Genomic DNA, 18,914 nt, shown 5'->3' on the forward strand with positions numbered 1-18,914 from the left:
GCAGCAGAAACGCCCTGACTGGTTGTGATGCTGTTTACTTGGAAAAAACGGTGCTTCTTTCAGGAATGGGAAGTGCCGTTTTTTTTGGTTTGGGTTTGGGGGTATATCCGTTTTTTGCGTAACGGCGGCTTATGGTTCCGCTCTTACAGCGGGTCACTTTTGGAAGAGCCGGGAGCCGGACCAGCCAAAAGTAACCAAAAGCGCTTTGCCCCACCACTCGGTGCCTCGCTCAGGCTCGGCATGCCCTCACTCCGGCATTGCTCCGTGGGCCGCCGCGAAGGGCCATCCATGGCCCAGCGCGGCTACCTCGGCATCCATGCCGAGGTGCCCACGGATCAATGCCTGCGTTCGGCCATCGTGGTTAACGGGGCGCCCGAGATCAACGTCCACCGCGAGGCGGCCTTATAGCCGACCTGGCTCTTGGTGAGACCGCGTTTCTCCTGTGGGAGCAAAGCTTGCTCGCGATGACGGTGGTTCAGTCACATGGATGTTGGGTTTGCTGGCCTCATCGCGAGCAAGCTTTGCTCCCACAGATCTGATGGGTGTACGACCGGGAGAGCCAGGTCGGCTATCAGGCCGCCTCGGGGATGACGTTGATCTCGGCGCCCCGTTAACCACGCTGGCCGAACGCAGGCATTGTGGAGTGGGCATCCCGGCATGGATGCCGGGATAGCCGCGCTGGGCCATGGATGGCCCTTCGCGGCGGGCCCACGGAGCAATGCCGGAGTGAGGGCACACCGAGCCTAGGCGAGGTGCCAAGTGGTGGGGCATGAGCGCTTTGGTTACTTTCGCGCTTTTCGAAAGTGACCCGCTGTAAGAGCGGAACCGTCAGCGGCCATTACCGCAGCAACGGATATACACCCCCTCTTTGAAATCCCACTCATAAAACCTACAGCTCAACAACGACTAGGCCTGGAGCGTTTCTGAAGAATCGCTTTTCCAGCCGAGATCCATTTGTAGGTTCAGCGTGTAAGCCTTTGCCTAGTGTTACGTAAGCGATCAGTTCCTCATCGTCGGGACAGACCGCTATAAACACCGTGATCTTTTTGTATTCATCTGATTTATAACGAAAATTTGTTGATGAACGTAGCGTTACAGAGCAAGCCGCCTGTATCAGCCGCGTTGCACTCGCCTGGGAAAATACTAATATCAGTCCTGTGTCGACGGATAGACACACCCGTCAAGGATGATGGGAAGGAAGGACATCGCAGGACGCGATTCATCAGGATGATGAAAAGGATTAAAGGGATTAGGGAAAAAATGTGGGCGGGTCAAACCGCCCCTTTTTTTTGCCCGCGATTTCTTGATCCGAAAAAGCAAAAAGGCCCGCAAGGGGCCTTTTCGACGAACGCAGGGGTGATCAGCGTTCGAGGTCTGCGATCTTGCCTTCCTTGCCATCCCACTCTTCAGCGTCCGGCAGCGCATCTTTCTTCTCGGTAATGTTCGGCCAGATGTCCGCCAGTTCAGCGTTCAGCACGATGAAGTTCTCCATGCCAGCCGGCACTTCGTCTTCCGAGAAAATGGCAGTCGCCGGGCATTCCGGCTCACACAGGGCGCAGTCGATGCACTCATCCGGGTGAATGACCAGGAAGTTCGGGCCTTCGTAGAAGCAGTCCACCGGACAGACTTCTACGCAATCGGTGTACTTGCACTTGATGCAGTTGTCGGTGACGACGAAGGTCATTTCTAATTCTCTCCTCAGGCGGCGGCAGCGGAACCCCTTCACGGTGGGCTCGCCAGGTTCGGGAGCGATAGTCTGCAGGCTAGGCTAATGGCCCGCAGCATCCCAAACCGCGCGAGATTCTAACAGCTTGAAAGCCTGTGCGTTAGATCCGTGTCTTCAATGTATAGAGTAAATCCAGCGCCCGACGTGGCGTCAGGTCGTCCAGATCGAGCTTGGCCAGTTCATCGAGCACCGGGTGGGGCAGGCTGGCGAACAGGTCGCTTTGCTGCGGCGCGGCCGGTTTGCCTTTGGTCGGGCGCGGTGCTTCGTGAGGCAGGCTGGTGGTTTCCAGGCGGCTCAGGTGCTCGCGGGCACGGGTAATGACTTCACTTGGCACACCTGCCAGTTGCGCCACCGCCAAGCCGTAGCTCTGGCTGGCCGGGCCGGGCAGCACGTGGTGCAGGAAGACGATGCGCTCGTTGTGCTCGGTGGCATTGAGGTGAACGTTGGCCACCAAAGGCTGGTTTTCCGGCAGCACGGTGAGTTCGAAGTAATGGGTGGCAAACAGCGTGTAGGCCCGCAGGTGCGCCAGGCGCTCGGCCGCTGCCCAGGCCAGGGACAAGCCGTCGAAGGTGCTGGTGCCGCGTCCGACTTCGTCCATCAGCACCAGGCTGCGTTCGGTGGCGTTGTGCAGGATGTTCGCGGTTTCGCTCATTTCCACCATGAAGGTCGAACGTCCACCGGCCAGGTCGTCGCTGGAGCCGATCCGGGTGAAGATCCGGTCCACCAGGGACAATTCGCAACTGGCCGCCGGGACGAAGCTGCCAATGTGGGCCAGCAGCACGATCAACGCGGTCTGACGCATGTAGGTGGATTTACCACCCATGTTCGGGCCGGTGATCACCAGCATGCGGGTGTTGTCGTCCAGGCTCAGGTCGTTGGCCACGAACGGAGTGGTCAGCACTTGCTCGACCACCGGGTGACGACCCTGGCTGATGCGCATGCACGGCTCACTGACGAAGCGCGGGCAGTTGAGGTCCAGGTTCAGCGCGCGTTCGGCCAGGTTGCTCAGCACGTCCAGTTCCGCCAGGGCACCGGCAGTGTCCTGTAACGGCGGCAATTGGCTGATCAGGTCCTCGAGCAACGCTTCATAGAGCATCTTTTCCCGGGCCAGGGCGCGGCTCTTGGCCGACAGCGCCTTGTCTTCGAACGCCTTGAGTTCCGGGGTGATGAACCGCTCGGCGCCCTTGAGGGTCTGGCGGCGAACATAATCGGCCGGGGCCTGTTCGGCCTGCTTGCTCGGCAGCTCAATGAAGTAGCCGTGGATGCGGTTGTAGCCGACCTTGAGGTTGGCCAGGCCCGTACGGGCTTTTTCCCGGGCTTCGAGGTCGATCAGGAACTGGCCGGCGTTCTCGCTCAGCGATTGCAGCTCGTCGAGTTCGGCGTCGTAGCCGGTTTTCAGCACGCCACCGTCACGGATCACCGCCGGTGGGTTATCGATAATGGCTTTTTCCAGCAACGCGGCCAGCTCCGGGTAGGTGCTGGTGGTGCGTGCCAGTTGCTGCAGGTGCGGTGCTTCGAGGTCGGTCATCGCCACTTGCAGCTCGGGCAACGCGCCCAGGGCATCGCGCAGGCGCGCCAGGTCGCGGGGACGGGCGTTGCGCAGGCCGATACGGGCGAGGATCCGCTCGATGTCACCGATTTCCTTGAGTTGCGGTTGCAACTGCTCGAAGCGATAACGATCCAGCAGGCAGGTAATGGAGGATTGACGCGCCAGCAGCACGGTCAGGTCCCGCAGCGGACGATTCAACCAGCGGGTCAGCAATCGGCTGCCCATGGCGGTCTGGCAGCGATCGACCACCGATTGCAAGGTGTTGTCGCGCCCGCCGGCCAGGTTGGTGTCCAGTTCCAGGTTGCGTCGGCTCGCGCCGTCCAGCACCACGGTGTCATCCAGGCGTTCGTGCCGCAGGCTGCGCAAGTGGGGCAGGGCGGTGCGCTGGGTTTCCTTGGCGTAGGCCAGCAGGCAACCGGCAGCGCCGATGGCCAGGGTCAGGTTCTCGCAACCGAAGCCCTTGAGGTCCTGGGTGGAAAACTGCTGGCAGAGACTTTTCAGCGCCGAGTCACGCTCAAAATCCCACGGCGCCCGACGCCGCACGCCACGGCGTTTTTCTGCCGGCAGGTCTTTGGGCCAGTCATCTGGGATCAACAGTTCCACCGGGTTGACCCGCTCCAGCTCCGCCAGCAGGTTTTCCCAGCCCTTGATTTCCAGCACCGAGAAGTTGCCGCTGGTGATGTCCAGCACCGCCAGGCCGAACAGGCGTTCATCGCCCAGCACGGCGGCGATCAGGTTGTCCCGGCGTTCATCCAGCAAGGCTTCGTCACTGACCGTGCCCGGGGTGATGATCCGCACGACTTGGCGTTCCACCGGGCCTTTGCTGGTGGCCGGGTCGCCGACTTGTTCGCAGATCACCACGGATTCGCCGAGCTTGACCAGTTTCGCCAGGTAACCTTCTGCTGCGTGGTAAGGAATCCCACACATCGGAATGGCCATGCCCGCCGATTGCCCACGCGCGGTCAGGGTGATGTCCAATAGCTTGGCGGCCTTCTTTGCGTCCTCGTAGAAGATCTCGTAGAAGTCGCCCATGCGGTAGAACATCAGCTGATCGGGGTGCTGGTTCTTCAGGCGCCAGTATTGCTGCATCATTGGCGTGTGGCTGGAGAGGTCGTTCACGGCTGTATTCATGGGTGTCAGGCAAGCTCGTTGAAAGGTGTGGGGCAAAAGGAGGGGCATTGGCCCGGCTTTTCCGCGATGGGCGCAAGGTTAACATGGGTGGTCTGTGCTACCCATATGTGAGTGGTTTTTGGGATTGGGGGCTTATCCGTTTTTTCGGTAACGGCTGCTTAGGGTTCCGCCCTGACGGCGGCTCACTTTTGAGAAGCGCAAAAGTAAGCAAAACGCTCATGCCCCACCACTCGGTGCCTCGCCTAGGCTCGGCATGCCTGAACGAAGGCATTGCTCCGTGGGCCGCCGCGAAGGGCCATCCATGGCCCAGCGCGGCTAACCCGGCATCCATGCCGGGTTGCCCACTGCGCAATACCTTCGTTCAGCCATCGTGGTTAACGGGGCGCCGAGATCAACGTCCACGCCGAGGCGGCCTGGTAGCCGACCTGGCTCTTGCGGTCGTACCCCCATCAGATCTGTGGGAGCAAAGCTTGCTCGCGAGGCGGCCTTACAGCCGACCTGGCTCTCCCGGTCGTACACCTATCATATCTGTGGGAGCAAAGCTTGCTCGCGAGGCGGCCTGATAGCCGACCTGGCTCTCCCGGTCGTACCCCCATCATATCTGTGGGAGCAAAGCTTGCTCGCGAGGCGGCCTGATAGCCGACCTGGCTCTCCCGGTCGTACACCTATCATATCTGTGGGAGCAAAGCTTGCTCGCGAGGCGGCCTGGTAGCCGACCTGGCTCTCCCGGTCGTACCCCCATCATATCTGTGGGAGCAAAGCTTGCTCGCGAGGCGGCCTGATAGCCGACTTGGCTCTCCCGGTCGTACACCTATCATATCTGTGGGAGCAAAGCTTGCTCGCGAGGCGGCCTGATAGCCGACTTGGCTCTCCCGGTCGCACACCTATCATATCTGTGGGAGCAAAGCTTGCTCGCGAGGCGGCCTTACAGCCGGCCTGTCTCTCCGGCTGTACCCAGATCCAATGTGGGAGCGAGCTTGCTCGCGATGACGGCAACCAATACAACTTAGTTGTCACTGAACTATCGCTATCGCGAGCAAGCTCGCTCCCACAGTGGTTACTCGGGTTTCTCCTAGGTCTCGGCTTGCATCATGGATGCCTACCTCACCTCAACCACATCCAACGCCCGATTCGCCAGCAACTGGCTCAGCTCGATCATCTGTTGAACCCCCAGCAAGATATTCCGCCGCGAGCCCTTCAGGTCGAATGCCAGGTCGCTGACCATGGCGTTGGCCGAGGCCAGGGTTTCGCTGAGGTTGGCGAGCAGGCATTCGGCGTCGATGTTGGGGGCGATGATGAAAAGGGTGTCGGGTGTGTCGCAGGTTTCTTTGTCGGCTTTCGGCTTGAGGTAATAGTCCAGGGCGCGAGTGGCCGCGTCATCGAGTTTCTTGGCGTTGGCCGATTGGCTGCGGGAGATGTGATCGTCTGGGGGATTTGGTGTGTTCTTCGGCATTCTATGGATCCTTGAAGTTGAGCCACCACTCACTCGCGACTAAACGAGGGGCGGCAGCTGTACGCAGGTTAGTCGACCGGGGATCCAAGGAACCGGCGCGCCCGAGGGCGCCCTGCGCACAACTACCATCAAGTGCAGGAATAGAAGTACCTGACTGAATGGAGCAATGAGCACCTTGGAATACCGAGCGACTAAACCCGATCACTGATGGGCAGTGACAGGATCAAAAGTACCGATGAGACCCAAGGCGCACAAGCCGGCGGATTCTGGCGTAGTTGTAGGCAGAGGCGCAAGAAAACGTAGCCTTGCGTCGCACATTTGAAGGACGCGATTGGAGTCTTTTCTTAGGGGCCTGTAGGGCAAATCCCGGGTGGGGGAGTTTGGCTTTTGTAGGAGCTGGCGAAGCCTGCGATCTTTTGATCTTTCGCTTGAGATTCAAGTGTCTGGGGAAAGATCGCAGCCTCGTTGCACTCGACAGCTCCTACACATTGCATATTTATGCAAAACAGCATTTGTCTTCTGCGAAAAGAACAAGCACTATGCGCGTTATGCAAAAACGCAACGTTTCTACCGTATTAAGAGCATTGCTCGATCAGCACGGGATCTCCCCCACGGAGCTTCACCGGCGTACCGGCGTGCCTCAGTCCACCCTCTCGCGGATCCTCAGCGGCAAGATCGTCGATCCTTCGGATAAACACATCTCGAAGATCGCCGAATATTTTGCCGTGAGCACCGACCAGTTGCGCGGGCGCGCGGACGTTGTGCCCGCTGGCAATGCCCGCCGCGATGAGCCGCATTCCGAACTCAAGGACATAAGCCTGTGGGACGACGAAACACCCGTCGAAGAAGACGAAGTGTCGGTCCCTTTTCTGCGCGAGGTTGAATTGGCTGCTGGATCAGGAAGATTCGTCATCGAGGAAAGCGAGCGCTCCAGCTTGCGCTTCGGCAAGCGCAGCCTGCGCCACAACGGCGTGCAGTTCGACCAGGCCAAGTGCGTGACGGTGCGCGGCAACAGTATGTTGCCGGTGCTGCGCGACGGCGCCACGGTCGGAGTGAATGCGGGCAAATGCGGGATCGGCGACATCGTCGACGGTGACCTCTACGCCATCAATCACAACGGCCAATTGCGGGTGAAGCAGCTTTACCGCCTGCCCATCGGCATCCGCCTGCGCAGCTTCAACCGTGATGAGCATCCGGATGAGGACTACACCTTCCAGGAAATGCAGGACGAGCAAATCGTCATCCTCGGCCACGTCTTCTGGTGGGGCATGTACGCCCGCTAACCCCTCCGCTGTCAGATAAAACCCGCCGCCATGCGGGTTTTTTTTCGCCTCCTGAAAACCCGTAGCCCCTGTGTTTACGAGGGTTTCATGCGTTGGCGCATTCTCCGTGCATAAATAAATGCATTTGCGCATTGACTGTATATGCATCCATGCATATTCTGTGTCCAAGCCGCTCGACAAAGCGGCTGGCAACGAAGCTCTTTAGTTCCATCAACAGGCAGCGATGAACCGGCCTTAACGGTTCAGAGGGTTGGCAACTGACCCGGGTGTGCAGCGTAAAGCACCAGAAGCAGTTATCCGGCGGGCAGGGACCGCGGTCGGAGGAACAATTTGAATGGATCCGTACCGCGCCAGTCGCGCCGAAAGATCAAGCGCATTACTGAAAAGCCTGGGTGACCGGGCTTTTTGGAATGCCTGTGTCGTGAGGCACTTCAAACCGCCGCCAATGGGAGGGCTTTCGATGCTGAAGGATTTCAGATGCGGTCACTGCAAAAGACTTCTGGCCCGCATGGGCGAGAACACCGAACTCCAGATCAAGTGTTCCCGGTGCGGGACGTTGAATCATGTGAAGGCCGTTGAGCCTCGAGTGATCGCCAGAGAGCGAGATGAGCGCTGTTGATCAACCGCGCGATCAATCAATAACTCAAGAGGTGAATCATGAATCGTTTCAAGAAATACGTCGCCCCGCTGTTGCTGTCCATTGCTCTGCTCGGTGTCGGGAGCAACGCCAGCGCCGCCAACCTTCTGGACAACGGTAGCTTCGAACAGCCAGGCTGCAGCGGCAGTTGCATCCTTGATACGCCGGCGAACGCCAACTTCATCACCGGTTGGACGACGTTTTTGTCCGGTGCCGAGTACTTCAATATGCCCGCCTCGATCGGGGGTTCCGTGGCTGCGGATGGCGTTGTGATTGTCGACCTGGCCAATTATGTCTATGGCAACGGCGGTGGTATCCAGCAGAATTTCGCCACCGCAGTCGGCGCCAAGTACCGATTGACCTTCAGCGCGGGTAATTCGCGCTACGCCGGCCGCTCCGGCGACGGCACCATCCAGGTCAAGGTGGCGGGGCAGAGTGTCTCCTTCAACACGCCGTCGGCGGAAGGTACCGCGGTGGAGTGGAGCACCATCACGTATGACTTCACGGCCACTTCGGCTCAAACGACTTTGGCGTTCTCCAATGAGCAGAACCCTTACGCCAACTTCGCCTTCATCGACAACGTCATCGTTGAGCCACTGTAAAACATCGTTTGTCCTGCGAAGACCCGCCGCCCCCAAGCAATCATCCATCACCCCAGGAAACGAGACATGACAAACGAGCAACAAGCGTTGCTGGACATGCCGATCTGGCTGGTCATCGTGCTCGCCCTGGTGGGCGGGGTGTCCGGCGAGATGTGGCGCGCAGACAAGGAGGGCGCCCGTGGCTGGTCGTTATTGCGGCGCCTGGCCTTGCGCTCCGGTGCCTGCGTGGTCTGCGGCGTATCGGCAACCATGCTTTTGTATGCCCTCGGCATGTCGATCTGGAGCGCCTGCGCTTTGGGTTGCCTGACCGCCATGGCCGGTGCCGATGTGGCGATCGGTCTTTACGAGCGCTGGGTCGCCAAGCGGCTCGGCGTCTGCGAAGTGCCGCCGCGGGACGTTCCTCCCGACCAGCCGTGAATCGACAGCGCTGATCCATACCAAAGGAGGCGATCAATGCCTGCCCTTATCGAAAAACCGTCGCAGCTATTCTCGGCCATTGCCCAGACGCTGCGCGCCATTTATCCCGCCTTGAAAGTCGGTAGCCCCCAGGATTTCGATGGCACCGACGATCAACCCTGGGTGCTGATTGCCCTTGAGCGTGATGCGCCCGGTAACCGCGCCAATGACGGGCGTATCGCCCATGTCCTGACGGTTTCCTTGCAAGTGGTCATGGCCGTTCCAGGATGGGATGCCTGCGATCTGGCCGGGGAGCTGAAACACCTGGTCATGGACAACCGCTGGGGGCTGTCGGGCGATCAATGCGACCTGCCCACGGAGCTCGATGGCCTGCCATCCAACATCCATGTTGCCTGACCCACCGCTTTCGCGAGCAAGCCTGCTCCCACAGGGGGACTCGCGCCTTCAGATACTGGAGCCCCCCATGAAGATCACACCGATCCTCACGCAGTTGCGTGAGCAATGTCCGACGCTCGCCCATCGCGTGGCCGCAGGTTTTGACCTCGCCACGCTGCAAGCCGAGACCCCGCTGCAGACCCCCTGCGCCTATGTCCTGCCCACCGCCGACATCGCCAGCAAGAACGCGGCTCAGAACGTCACGCTGCAAGCGGTGCGTGATCGCTTCGATGCCGTGCTGGTGCTCGATGCTACCGATGCGACAAAAGCGCTGGATCTGTTGCACGACCTGCGGGCCGAACTGTGGCGCGCGCTGGTGGGGTTCAAGCCGGGCGCCGAGTACATCGGTATTGAATACGACGGCAGCGAACTGGTTTCCATCAATAGCAGCCGTGCGTTGTTCCGGCTGCGTTTTTTCGCCGAGTTCCAGTTGGGCCGCAATCTGGCGAGCCAGCCTGCCGAAAGCTGGCACGAGCGTGAACTGGACGGCTTGTCGTCCTTTACCGGGGCCACCGTGCGGGTCGATGCCATCGACCCGGCGGACCCCAACCTGAAACGTCCCGGCCCCGACGGGCGCGTGGAACTGACTTTCTCTGGAGACGTAACCCCATGAGCAAACGCATCACCGTGCTGCCGGCCCCGGGCCGTGCCGTACCGGACCCGGAAGCGGGCGATCTGTTGCCCCTCGAAGGCCGTGAAGTGCCAGACAACGCCTGGTGGCGTCGACGTCTGGCCGATGGCGATATCACTACCAAAGCCGTGAAAGCGGCAAAACCACAGGGAGCCAAATAATGGCGATCGGATTCAGCAATATTCCCGCGGACATTCGTGTTCCGCTGTTCTACGCCGAAATGGACAACTCGGCCGCCAATAGCGCGTCATCGGCCATGCGCCGGTTGATCGTCGCACAGGTCAACGACAACGTCGCCCCGGCCGAGGTCGGCAAACTGGTGCTGGTGTCCAGCGTCGCGTTGGCCAAGAACATCGGCGGGCAGGGTTCGATGCTCGCGTCGATGTACGAGACCTGGCGCAAGACCGACCCGCTCGGTGAAATCTGGTGCCTGCCGCTGCACAACGTCGAAGGCGCCATCTCCCAGGGCGTGCTGACCCTCACCGGCGCCGCAACTGAAAGCGGTATGCTCAACCTGTACGTTGGCGGTGTGCGTGTCCAGGCCGCCATCGTCAACGGCGCCACGGCGGTTCAGGCCGCCACTGCGCTGGCCTTGAAAATCAACGCGGCCGCCGACCTGCCGGTGACTGCTGCGGCCGCCGAAGGTGTCGTGACCCTGCGCGCCAAATGGACCGGTGACAGCGGCAACGACATCAGCCTGCAATTCAATCGCCTGGGCAAGAGCAATGGCGAAAACACCCCGGCGGGGCTGACCACTGCCATCACTGCGATGACCGGCGGCGCCGGTGTGCCGGACCAGACCGCTGCCGTTGCGGCCCTGGGCGACGAGCCTTTCGAATTCATCGCCATGCCCTGGTCCGATGTGGCAAGCCTCAACACCTGGCAAGCGGTCATGGACGACAACACCGGTCGCTGGTCCTGGGCCAAGCAGTTGTTCGGCCATGTCTACAGCGCCAAGCGCGGCACTATTGGCACCCTGGTTGCCGCCGGTCAGGCACGCAACGACCAGCACATGACCATCCAGGCCCTGGAACTGGGCGTACCGCAACCGTTCTGGGTCCAGGCCGCTGCCTTGGCGGCTCGCACGGCGGTGTTCATCTCCGCCGACGCCAGCCGTCCGACCCAGAGCGGCAGCCTGCCGGGCTTGGACCCAGCACCGGCCAGCGAACGTTTCACCCTGACCGAGCGTCAGTCGCTGCTCAACTACGGCATCGCCACGGCGTATTACGAAGGTGGTTACGTGCGCATCCAGCGTTCCATCACCACGTATCAGAAGAATGCCTTCGGCCAGGCTGACAACTCCTACCTGGACAGCGAAACCATGCACCAGTCGGCGTTCATCGTCCGTCGTCTGCAAAGCGTGATCACCAGCAAGTACGGTCGCCACAAACTGGCCGCCGACGGCACTCGTTTCGGCGCCGGTCAGCCCATCGTGACCCCGAGCACGATCCGCGGCGAGCTGATCGCTCAATACGCCAAACTCGAACTGGAAGGCCATGTGGAAAACGCCGAGCTGTTCGCCGAGCACCTGGTGGTCGAGCGTGACAGTCAGGACCCGAGCCGGGTCAACGTGCTGTTCCCGCCGGATTACATCAACGGCCTGCGGGTGTTCGCGCTGCTCAACCAATTCCGCCTGCAATACGACGACGCCGCCTGACGGTAGCACTCAGTCGCATGCATTCAGCCCACTTCGCGTGGGCTTTTTATTGAAGGGAGAAACACCATGGGTCAACTGATTGCGGGCACCTGCTACGTCAAAGTGGACGGCGCTCAACTGACCATCAACGGTGGCTGCGAAGCGCCACTGATGTTCACCAAACGCGAAACCGTCGTACCGGGTTTCTACAAGGAAACCGACATTGCCCCGTCCTTCAAGGTGACGGCGCTGCACACCGCGGACTTCCCGCTCAAGCAACTGGTTGCGGGCACCGACATGACTGTCACCTGCGAATTCAACAACGGCAAGGTCTACGTGCTGGCCGGCGCCTACCTGGTGGAAGAGCCGGTGTCCAAGGGCGACGACGCCACCATCGAACTGAAATTCGAAGGCATCAAGGGGACCTGGCAATGACCGATGTCGTGACGCTGCGCGTGGCCATCGAGGCCCACGGCGAGCCGGTGAGCGAACTGACCCTGCGCCGTCCGACGGTGCAGGAAGTCCGGGCGATCAAGGCGCTGCCGTACAAGATCGACAAGAGCGAGGAGGTGAGCCTGGACATGGACGTCGCGGCCAAATACATCGCGGTGTGCGCCGGTATCCCACCGTCGTCGGTCAACCAGTTGGATCTGGCTGACCTCAACGCCCTGAGCTGGGCCGTCGCGAGTTTTTTCATGAGTGCGGCGTCGCAGCCATCGGCGACCTGATCGCCGCCGCCTATGACCTGGCCTGGTTCTGGAAGGTTGACCCCGAACAGATGATGGCCAGGCCACTGGATGTGCTCCGCGAATCCCTGGAGCACGCGCAACGGATCAATGCGATGCAGCAGGTGCAGTGATGGCAGACACACAAGCGGTAGAGAAAAAAGCGGTGCTGCTCACGGGCATCGATGAGCTGTCACCCAAGCTCGCCGGCCTTCGTGCGAAGGTCGCGAGTTTCAAGCAGAACCTCGACGCCACGGGCCTGGGCAGCCTGGATATTTCTGGTCTGCTGCCCAGCGGCGGCCTGGCCCAACCGTTTATGGACGGGCTCAAGTCGGCGCTGGCCTTCAAGGACGAGACGGGCGCAGCGAGCGCCGCGGCCAGCGCCGTCCAGGCGCCTGAAGCGCCCCGTGTAGCGGCACAGAACCTGGATGGATTGAAGACTTCCATCAGTAACGTGTCGGTGCTGTTCGGCTCGGCGCTGGGACCTGCGGTCAACGCGGTGACGGTCAGTTTGCAGCCCATGGTCAGCGGTGTAGCCCAGGTGCTGCAGGACAACCCGCAACTGGTACAGGGCTTGGCGAATGGTGTCGTGGCGTTCAACGCGATCCAGATGGCGGTCAGCGGCGCGAGTCAGGCAATGGAAGTGGTCAACCTGGCCATGAAGATGAACCCCATCGGCTTGATTGCCATGGGCATCGCCTTGGCGGCAGGGATGATCATCGCCCATTGGACGCCGATTTCGGCGTTCTTCGCCGGGCTCTGGCAGCGGCTTGCGCCGATCGTGCTGCCGATGGTCGAGTTCTTCAAGACGATGTTCGCCTTTACCCCGATGGGGCTGGTGATCAGCAACTGGGGCCCGATCAGCGGCTTTTTTGGCGCGCTCTGGAATGTGATCGTGGCGGCGGCAACGCCGGTCATTGGTTTCATGCAGACGCTGTTCGCTTGGTCACCCTTGGGTTTGATTGTTGCCAATTGGGCGCCCCTGACCGGGTTGTTCGCGGCGATCTGGGATCTGCTCAAGGCCTTGACCGTGCCAGTGATGGATGCTCTGAAAGGCCTTTTCGACTGGACGCCGTTGGGACTGATCATGGCCAACTGGGGCACGATCGGAGAAGTCTTCGCTGGGATCTGGGAGGGCGTCCGCAATCAGGTGGCGATCATGCTGGCGGTGTTCAGCGGCCTGTTCGACTGGTCGCCCATCGAGGGCCTCACCCAACAGTGGGGGCCGGTGGGCGAGTGGTTCAGCCAGTGGTGGGACAAGCTGCAGGGCGTGATTGCACCGATCAAGGCGTTCTTCAATGGCGGCTTCGGTGAACTCATCACCACGTTCACTGGCAAGGTCGAAGGACTGACCGAAGCGCAGCGCGCCACCAATGCCGAAGGCAAGGGTGAGCTGGCGCCGGCTTTTTTTGGCGGGGCCAGCGAGCAGCCTCCGGTCCTGTCGTCCAGCCTGGCGCCAGCGTCCGCCAACGGGCCAGCGAAAACCTCGCTGGCGCCGGGTGCGTTGCCGCAAACCTCCAGCGCCCTGGTACAACAAAGCGCCGCCAACAACCGCACGCAACTCGAAGGCGGCCTGACTGTGCGCTTCGAAAACGCGCCGGCCGGGTTGCGCGCCGATCCGCCTCAGACCAATCAACCGGCCTTGGCGGTGAGTTCGCGCATCGGCTATCGCTCACTTTCCACAGGAGGCTCCAATGAGCTGGCGTGATCGTTTGTTGCCGGCGTCGTTTCGTGGCGTCGGGTTCTGGGTCGATCAGGCGAAAACCCCGGTCGGCCACAAGGGCCAGTTGCATGAATATCCACAACGCGACCAGCCGTTTTTCGAGGGGCTCGGCCAGCAGGCGAAGACTCATGAGTTGACCGCGTTCATCGTCGGCCCCGATTGCCTGGAGCAGCGCGACAAGCTGCTCAAGGCTTTGGAGCAGGGCAGCGGTGAACTGGTGCATCCATGGCTGGGGCGCCTGCAAGTCAAGGTCGGCGAATGCGACATGACCCAGACCCGTCAGGACGGCGGGCTGGTGACGTTCGCCCTGAAGTTCTATCCCGACCAGCCGTTGCAATTTCCCTCGGCCACGATCAACAGCCAGAAACTGCTGCTGGTCTCGGCCGACAGCTTCCTCGGTTCGGCGGTGCGGCGCTTTGAAGACGCCATGACCTTGATCAAGGCCGCACGGATCGGCATCGCGGACCTGCGCAACAGCCTCAAGGATATCTACGGCGTGATCGAGCAGGAGCTCAAGCCGTTGATCGAGACCTATCGGCAACTCAGCGATCTGGTCAAGGCGGTGAAAGAATTGCCCAAGGAAGTGGTGGCCGAGTTCAAGGGGTTGTTGGGCGACATCCGCGAACTGAAGGACTTTGCCCGTGACGGCTATCGCGGCGTGATTGCCAGCGTGTCGCAACAGGTGGAAGCCATTCGCAAGGCCGACGCGCCCAAACTCACCACCGGCAAGGACACCACGGCGGCAGCCCAGGCCGTGGCCGACCTGGTGCAGGACACGCTGCTGGTGCAGGCCGCGCAATGGATTGCGGCGATGCCGGTGGCGGCGCCTGCGGTCAAGTTGGGGGCCACGCCGTCGGTGGCGCAACAGGCCGTGCAACCGGTCCAGCGCCGGGACGTGCCGGTGGCCGACGATGTGCTGGCCCTGCGCGATGCCCTTAACGATGCGATCTGGCAGGCCTCCCTCAAGGCAGATCCGGAGCACTACCAGGCGATGAACAACCTGCGCCAGCAAATGGCCGCGCACTTGACGGCGGTGGCGTCGTCGGGTGTAAGGCTGATCAACCTGTCGTTCAAGCAAAGCCTGCCGGCGCTGGTGGTGGCGTATCAGCAATTCGCCGATGCCACTAGGGTGACTGAAGTGACCCAGCGTAACGGCGTAGCCCATCCTGGTTTCCTGCCGCCCAATGACCTGAAAGTCTCGGGGGAGTAAGCCATGAACGAGCTCGACAACGCTGTCTCGCTTGCCGTCGGCGGGCTGGATTACGGCGGCTGGAAAAGTGTGGAAATCAGTGCGGACCTGGAGCGTCAGTTCCGCACCTTCAAACTCGACATCACCTGGCAATGGCCGGGGCAGACCCAAGCGGTGCCGATCCGTCCGGGCGATGAATGCCAGGTGCGCATTGGTGCCGACCTGGTCCTCAGCGGTTATGTGTTCAAGGCACCGGTCAGCTATGACGGTCGGCAGATCAGCCTGAGCATTGAAGGCGGTTCCAAGACCCAGGATTTGGTGGACTGCGCGGCGATCAACCGCCCGACGCAATGGCGCGGGCAAACGGTGTTGAGCATCGTCCAGGCTCTGGCGTCGCAATACGGCGTGGGGGTCATCAGTGAAATCCCTGAAACCGCGCGGTTGAGCGAACACAGCATCGTGCCGGGGGAAACGGTTTTTCAATCCATCGACCGCTTGCTGACGTTGTTCCGGGTGTTCTCCACCGATGACGCGCAAGGGCGGGTGCTGCTGGCCAAACCCGGCAGCGGCGGGCGGGCCAGTGATGTGTTGGAGCTGGGTAAGAATATTCTTTCGGGCAACGCACCGATGGACTACAGCCAGGTGTTCTCCGAATACCGGGTCATCGGCCAGCACAAGGGCAGTGACCAGCAGAGCGGGGCGGCGGTGAGCGAAGTCTCTGGCACCGCCACCGACTTGAGTTTCAAGCGCAAGCGGGTGACGGTGATCAGCGAGAGCGCGCAGTTGACCTTCGAACTGGCCCAGCAACGGGCCGATTGGGAAAGCGCCATCCGCACCGGCAAGGCCCTGACCACCACCTACCGCGTGCAGGGCTGGCGCCAGGCCAATGGCGACTTGTGGCGGCATAACACCTTGGTGCGGGTGATCGACCCGGTGCTGGGGTTCGACGGTGACATGCTGATTTCAAAAGTGACGTACTCGCTGTCGGCACAAGGCTCCGTCACTACCCTGCAAGTCGCGCCGCCGCATACGTTCGACGCCAACCCGCTGCCGCCCAAACCCTGAATCCGGCACCGATGCCTGCCCACCAGAGATCTCCTGTGGGAGCGAGCTTGCTCGCGATGGCGGTGTGTCAGTCAACATCTGTTTCGAATGTCAGACCGCTATCGCGAGCAAGCTCGCTCCCACAGTGTTCCGGGTTAGCCGCCCAATTGCTGTTAAACCCGATTCCGAAGGAAAACCTCAATGAGCCTACTGACCCGCCTCCTGGCGCGCGGCACTGTCGTGCTCGCCAATTCGGCCACCAAGTTGCAGTCGCTGCAAATGCGCCTCACCGCCGGCGAAGTGAACGACGACATGGAGCACTTCGAACCCTACGGCTTTACCAGCAACCCGTTGGCCGGTGCCGAGGGCATTGCCACGTTCCTGGGGGGCGACCGTTCCCATGCCGTGGTCCTGGTGGTCGCCGATCGCCGCTTCCGCCTCCAGGCCCTGGCCCCGGGCGAAGTGGCGCTCTACACCGATGAAGGCGACAAGCTCCACTTCAAGCGCGGCCGTGTCATCGACATCCAGACCGCGACCTTGAACATCCGCGCCAGCAGCGCGGTGAACATCGACAGCCCGGTCATCAACCACACCGGCAAGATCGTTTCCCAGGGCGACCAGATCGCCGGCGGCATCAGCCAGATCAAACACGTGCATGTTGGTGTACAGGCCGGCAACGGTCAGACCGGTGCACCGGCGGGAGGCCAATGATGTTCATCAGCCAGAACCTGCATGCCGCACTGACGCGCTCGGTGCTGATCAGTCTGTTCACCTGGCGCCGCGCCGCTGACGACGATGCCGTCGATGACGAGGAACGTTTCGGCTGGTGGGGCGACACCTTTCCTACCGTTGCCGACGACCGCATCGGCTCGCGGCTGTGGCTGTTGCGACGGGTCAAGCTGACCCGCCAAACCCAGCTCGACGCCGAATTCTATGCCCGCGAAGCCTTGCAATGGCTGATCGACGACGGCCATTGCAGGGGCATCGACATCATCAGCGAACGCCTCGACGCCCAGCGCCTGAACCTGCGCACGGTCCTGACCCTGGCTGACGGCGAGCGCCTGGACATCAACCCCGATAACAGTTGGCAGGTGACCTATGCCGTTTGAAACCCCTTCGCTGCCGGTGCTGATCAAGCGCGCCAAAAGCGACCTGGCCAGCGATTCGCTGCGCCAGTCCGATGCCCAAGTGCTGGCCCGCACCCTCGGTGGCGCCGCCTATGGCTTGTATGGCTACCTGGACTGGATCGCCGAGCAGATCCTGCCGGACAAAGCCGATGAGTCCACCCTTGAACGCATCGCTGCCCTGCGACTGAACCAGGCGCGCAAAGCGGCTCAAGTGGCCGGCGGCAATGTCAGCTTCAGCGCTACGTCCGGTGCAGTGCTGGATGTCGACACGCTGTTGCAATCGACGGATGGCCGTACGTACAAAGTGACCACCGCCCGCACCACCAGCAATGGCTTGAACACCGCCACCATCGCCGCGCTGGACGCTGGCAGCCTGGGCAATGCCGACGCCGGCCTGGTGCTGACGCCCGTTCAACCGATCCTCGGTATCGGCAGTAGCTTCACCGTGCTGGCCCCAGGGCTGACCGGCGGTGTCGCCCGGGAAAGCCTCGAGTCGCTGCGGGCCAGGGTGATCCGTTCCTATCGCGTCATTCCTCACGGCGGTTCGGCCCAGGATTATGAAACCTGGGCCCTGGAGTGCCCTGGCATTACCCGTGCGTGGTGCCGGGGCAGCTACCTGGGACCGGGTACTGTCGGCCTGTTCGTGATGCGGGACGACGATCCGCAACCGATCCCCAACGCCGAACAATTGGAAGAGGTGCGGACTTACATCGAGCCCTTGCGTCCGGTGACCGCCGAGTTGCACGTGCTGGCGCCGACGCAACTGCCGGTGAACTACAGGCTGCGCATCACCCCGGACACCAGTGCCGTGCGGGCCGCCATCGAGGCGCAACTGCGCGACTTGCACAATCGTGAAGCTGGCCTCGGCGAAACGCTGTTGCTGAGTCATATCGCTGAAGCCATCAGCAGCGCCACCGGCGAAACCGACCACAAACTCAGCGCGCCTATCGCCGATGTCGTCGCCGCCAGCAACCAGTTGCTGACGTTCGGAGGCTGCACATGGCTGGAATAAGAACCGCCGAGCAGTACCAGGCCCAACTGCGCAGCCTGCTGCCCAGCGGCCCGGCCTGGGATCCGGAGCGCGTGCCGGAACTGGACGAAGTGCTGCAAGGTATCGCCCAGGAGCTGGCCCGCCTCGACGCCCGTGCCGCCGACTTGCTCAACGAAATGGACCCGGCGGGCGTGAGTGAGCTGGTGCCGGATTGGGAGCGGGTGATGAACCTGCCTGATCCGTGCCTGGGCGCCACGCCGTTGTATGACGATCGTCGCTTGGCGGTGCGTCGGCGGTTGTTGGCGGTCGGTAGCCAGGCCATTGCCTATTACGTGGAAATCGCAAAGAGCCAGGGCTACCCCAACGCCACCATCACCGAACTCAAGGCCCCGCGCATGGGCCGCGCACGGTTCGGCGAGGCTCACTTTGGCACTTGGCAGGCGCAATTCATGTGGACCCTCAATACCGGCGGCCGCCTGCTGTTGGGCCGGCGTTTTGGCGCCAGCTATTGGGGTGAACGTTTTGGCGTCAACCCGGGCTCGGCCCTGGAGTGCCTGATTCACCGCAGTGCACCGGCGCATACCAAGGTTCACATTAATTATGACTAGGGAGTAA

The 18,914-nt window shown here is 61.5% G+C and carries 20 protein-coding genes and 1 pseudogene; 18 read left to right on the forward strand and 3 right to left on the reverse strand.

Going from position 1 to position 18,914, the window contains the following annotated elements; all coding sequences use genetic code 11:
- Positions 1-240 precede the first annotated feature (240 nt).
- The gene (locus tag B0E42_RS31020; protein ID WP_139353156.1) at positions 241-408 is read left to right on the forward strand and encodes a nucleoid-structuring protein H-NS; all 168 of its coding nucleotides are present in this window, start codon (positions 241-243) and stop codon (positions 406-408) included.
- Positions 409-1,360: 952 nt separating this feature from the next.
- On the opposite strand, the gene fdxA is transcribed toward B0E42_RS31020, so the two are convergent.
- The 3 genes from fdxA to B0E42_RS05845 all read right to left on the reverse strand — a co-directional run bounded on the left by fdxA (position 1,361) and on the right by B0E42_RS05845 (position 5,859).
- The gene (fdxA, locus tag B0E42_RS05830) at positions 1,361-1,684 is read right to left on the reverse strand and encodes a ferredoxin FdxA (RefSeq protein ID WP_024618571.1); all 324 of its coding nucleotides are present in this window, start codon (positions 1,682-1,684) and stop codon (positions 1,361-1,363) included.
- A gap of 142 nt (positions 1,685-1,826) precedes the next feature.
- Positions 1,827-4,394 carry a DNA mismatch repair protein MutS gene (mutS, locus tag B0E42_RS05835; RefSeq protein WP_174599569.1) on the reverse strand — a complete coding sequence of 856 codons (2,568 nt, stop codon included), beginning with the start codon at positions 4,392-4,394 and terminating at the stop codon, positions 1,827-1,829.
- Between the two features lie 1,111 nt (positions 4,395-5,505).
- Positions 5,506-5,859 carry a DUF6124 family protein gene (locus B0E42_RS05845; protein ID WP_077505939.1) on the reverse strand — a complete coding sequence of 118 codons (354 nt, stop codon included), beginning with the start codon at positions 5,857-5,859 and terminating at the stop codon, positions 5,506-5,508.
- A gap of 548 nt (positions 5,860-6,407) precedes the next feature.
- On the opposite strand from B0E42_RS05845, the gene B0E42_RS05850 reads away from it, so the two are divergent.
- From B0E42_RS05850 to B0E42_RS05930, 17 genes and pseudogenes are all read left to right on the forward strand, one after another.
- Complete coding sequence (locus tag B0E42_RS05850) at positions 6,408-7,142, forward strand: XRE family transcriptional regulator (protein ID WP_053178392.1); 735 nt, start codon at positions 6,408-6,410, stop codon at positions 7,140-7,142.
- A gap of 460 nt (positions 7,143-7,602) precedes the next feature.
- Positions 7,603-7,761, forward strand: coding sequence for a Com family DNA-binding transcriptional regulator (locus B0E42_RS05855; protein WP_077506046.1), 159 nt, complete (start codon positions 7,603-7,605; stop codon positions 7,759-7,761).
- Between the two features lie 38 nt (positions 7,762-7,799).
- Positions 7,800-8,381 (forward strand): DUF642 domain-containing protein, encoded by a 582-nt coding sequence (locus B0E42_RS05860; RefSeq protein ID WP_053178309.1) that lies wholly within the window; start codon positions 7,800-7,802, stop codon positions 8,379-8,381.
- Between the two features lie 66 nt (positions 8,382-8,447).
- Positions 8,448-8,798 carry a phage holin family protein gene (locus B0E42_RS05865; RefSeq protein ID WP_024618257.1) on the forward strand — a complete coding sequence of 117 codons (351 nt, stop codon included), beginning with the start codon at positions 8,448-8,450 and terminating at the stop codon, positions 8,796-8,798.
- A gap of 36 nt (positions 8,799-8,834) precedes the next feature.
- Positions 8,835-9,176 (forward strand): annotated as a pseudogene (locus tag B0E42_RS05870) (hypothetical protein); the annotation flags it as partial.
- Between the two features lie 85 nt (positions 9,177-9,261).
- On the forward strand, positions 9,262-9,846 hold the full coding sequence (locus B0E42_RS05875; RefSeq protein WP_053178310.1) for a hypothetical protein: 585 nt from the start codon (positions 9,262-9,264) through the stop codon (positions 9,844-9,846).
- On the forward strand, positions 9,843-10,025 hold the full coding sequence (locus tag B0E42_RS05880; RefSeq protein ID WP_003198311.1) for a DUF2635 domain-containing protein: 183 nt from the start codon (positions 9,843-9,845) through the stop codon (positions 10,023-10,025). Before B0E42_RS05875 ends, B0E42_RS05880 begins: the two co-directional genes overlap by 4 nt.
- Positions 10,025-11,521 (forward strand): phage tail sheath subtilisin-like domain-containing protein, encoded by a 1,497-nt coding sequence (locus tag B0E42_RS05885; protein WP_053178311.1) that lies wholly within the window; start codon positions 10,025-10,027, stop codon positions 11,519-11,521. The genes B0E42_RS05880 and B0E42_RS05885 overlap by 1 nt, the downstream gene beginning before the upstream one ends.
- Positions 11,522-11,587: 66 nt before the next feature.
- Positions 11,588-11,935: a phage tail tube protein gene (locus B0E42_RS05890; RefSeq protein WP_003198314.1), complete on the forward strand. Its 348-nt coding sequence runs from the start codon at positions 11,588-11,590 to the stop codon at positions 11,933-11,935.
- Entirely contained in the window at positions 11,932-12,228 is a 297-nt protein-coding gene (locus B0E42_RS05895; RefSeq protein ID WP_077505941.1) for a phage tail assembly protein, read from the forward strand. Before B0E42_RS05890 ends, B0E42_RS05895 begins: the two co-directional genes overlap by 4 nt.
- 130 nt (positions 12,229-12,358) lie before the next feature.
- Positions 12,359-13,933, forward strand: a complete 1,575-nt coding sequence (locus tag B0E42_RS05900) for a phage tail protein (protein ID WP_077505943.1) — start codon at positions 12,359-12,361, stop codon at positions 13,931-13,933.
- Positions 13,920-15,158, forward strand: coding sequence for a DNA circularization protein (locus tag B0E42_RS05905; RefSeq protein ID WP_077505945.1), 1,239 nt, complete (start codon positions 13,920-13,922; stop codon positions 15,156-15,158). Before B0E42_RS05900 ends, B0E42_RS05905 begins: the two co-directional genes overlap by 14 nt.
- Before the next feature lie 3 nt (positions 15,159-15,161).
- Positions 15,162-16,202 (forward strand): phage baseplate assembly protein, encoded by a 1,041-nt coding sequence (locus B0E42_RS05910; protein WP_077505947.1) that lies wholly within the window; start codon positions 15,162-15,164, stop codon positions 16,200-16,202.
- A gap of 180 nt (positions 16,203-16,382) precedes the next feature.
- Positions 16,383-16,892 carry a phage baseplate assembly protein V gene (locus B0E42_RS05915; protein ID WP_028237198.1) on the forward strand — a complete coding sequence of 170 codons (510 nt, stop codon included), beginning with the start codon at positions 16,383-16,385 and terminating at the stop codon, positions 16,890-16,892.
- Positions 16,892-17,290: a phage GP46 family protein gene (locus B0E42_RS05920; RefSeq protein WP_077505949.1), complete on the forward strand. Its 399-nt coding sequence runs from the start codon at positions 16,892-16,894 to the stop codon at positions 17,288-17,290. Before B0E42_RS05915 ends, B0E42_RS05920 begins: the two co-directional genes overlap by 1 nt.
- Positions 17,280-18,320 (forward strand): baseplate J/gp47 family protein, encoded by a 1,041-nt coding sequence (locus tag B0E42_RS05925; protein WP_077505951.1) that lies wholly within the window; start codon positions 17,280-17,282, stop codon positions 18,318-18,320. Before B0E42_RS05920 ends, B0E42_RS05925 begins: the two co-directional genes overlap by 11 nt.
- Complete coding sequence (locus tag B0E42_RS05930; RefSeq protein WP_024617650.1) at positions 18,308-18,907, forward strand: YmfQ family protein; 600 nt, start codon at positions 18,308-18,310, stop codon at positions 18,905-18,907. The genes B0E42_RS05925 and B0E42_RS05930 overlap by 13 nt, the downstream gene beginning before the upstream one ends.
- Positions 18,908-18,914: the final 7 nt, after the last annotated feature.

It is taken from the genome of Pseudomonas sp. A25(2017), assembly GCF_002001065.1.
Classification (GTDB): Bacteria; Pseudomonadota; Gammaproteobacteria; order Pseudomonadales; family Pseudomonadaceae; genus Aquipseudomonas; species Aquipseudomonas kilonensis.

Bases quoted from the DNA above. Each gene is read 5' to 3' on its own strand.
- B0E42_RS31020 (WP_139353156.1), top strand. From the start codon at position 241: ATGCCCTCACTCCGGCATTGCTCCGTGGGCCGCCGCGAAGGGCCATCC.
- fdxA (WP_024618571.1), bottom strand. From the start codon at position 1,684: ATGACCTTCGTCGTCACCGACAACTGCATCAAGTGCAAGTACACCGAT.
- B0E42_RS05845 (WP_077505939.1), bottom strand. From the start codon at position 5,859: ATGCCGAAGAACACACCAAATCCCCCAGACGATCACATCTCCCGCAGC.
- B0E42_RS05850 (WP_053178392.1), top strand. From the start codon at position 6,408: ATGCAAAAACGCAACGTTTCTACCGTATTAAGAGCATTGCTCGATCAG.
- B0E42_RS05855 (WP_077506046.1), top strand. From the start codon at position 7,603: ATGCTGAAGGATTTCAGATGCGGTCACTGCAAAAGACTTCTGGCCCGC.
- B0E42_RS05860 (WP_053178309.1), top strand. From the start codon at position 7,800: ATGAATCGTTTCAAGAAATACGTCGCCCCGCTGTTGCTGTCCATTGCT.
- B0E42_RS05865 (WP_024618257.1), top strand. From the start codon at position 8,448: ATGACAAACGAGCAACAAGCGTTGCTGGACATGCCGATCTGGCTGGTC.
- B0E42_RS05875 (WP_053178310.1), top strand. From the start codon at position 9,262: ATGAAGATCACACCGATCCTCACGCAGTTGCGTGAGCAATGTCCGACG.
- B0E42_RS05880 (WP_003198311.1), top strand. From the start codon at position 9,843: ATGAGCAAACGCATCACCGTGCTGCCGGCCCCGGGCCGTGCCGTACCG.
- B0E42_RS05885 (WP_053178311.1), top strand. From the start codon at position 10,025: ATGGCGATCGGATTCAGCAATATTCCCGCGGACATTCGTGTTCCGCTG.
- B0E42_RS05890 (WP_003198314.1), top strand. From the start codon at position 11,588: ATGGGTCAACTGATTGCGGGCACCTGCTACGTCAAAGTGGACGGCGCT.
- B0E42_RS05895 (WP_077505941.1), top strand. From the start codon at position 11,932: ATGACCGATGTCGTGACGCTGCGCGTGGCCATCGAGGCCCACGGCGAG.
- B0E42_RS05900 (WP_077505943.1), top strand. From the start codon at position 12,359: ATGGCAGACACACAAGCGGTAGAGAAAAAAGCGGTGCTGCTCACGGGC.
- B0E42_RS05905 (WP_077505945.1), top strand. From the start codon at position 13,920: ATGAGCTGGCGTGATCGTTTGTTGCCGGCGTCGTTTCGTGGCGTCGGG.
- B0E42_RS05910 (WP_077505947.1), top strand. From the start codon at position 15,162: ATGAACGAGCTCGACAACGCTGTCTCGCTTGCCGTCGGCGGGCTGGAT.
- B0E42_RS05915 (WP_028237198.1), top strand. From the start codon at position 16,383: ATGAGCCTACTGACCCGCCTCCTGGCGCGCGGCACTGTCGTGCTCGCC.
- B0E42_RS05920 (WP_077505949.1), top strand. From the start codon at position 16,892: ATGTTCATCAGCCAGAACCTGCATGCCGCACTGACGCGCTCGGTGCTG.
- B0E42_RS05925 (WP_077505951.1), top strand. From the start codon at position 17,280: ATGCCGTTTGAAACCCCTTCGCTGCCGGTGCTGATCAAGCGCGCCAAA.
- B0E42_RS05930 (WP_024617650.1), top strand. From the start codon at position 18,308: ATGGCTGGAATAAGAACCGCCGAGCAGTACCAGGCCCAACTGCGCAGC.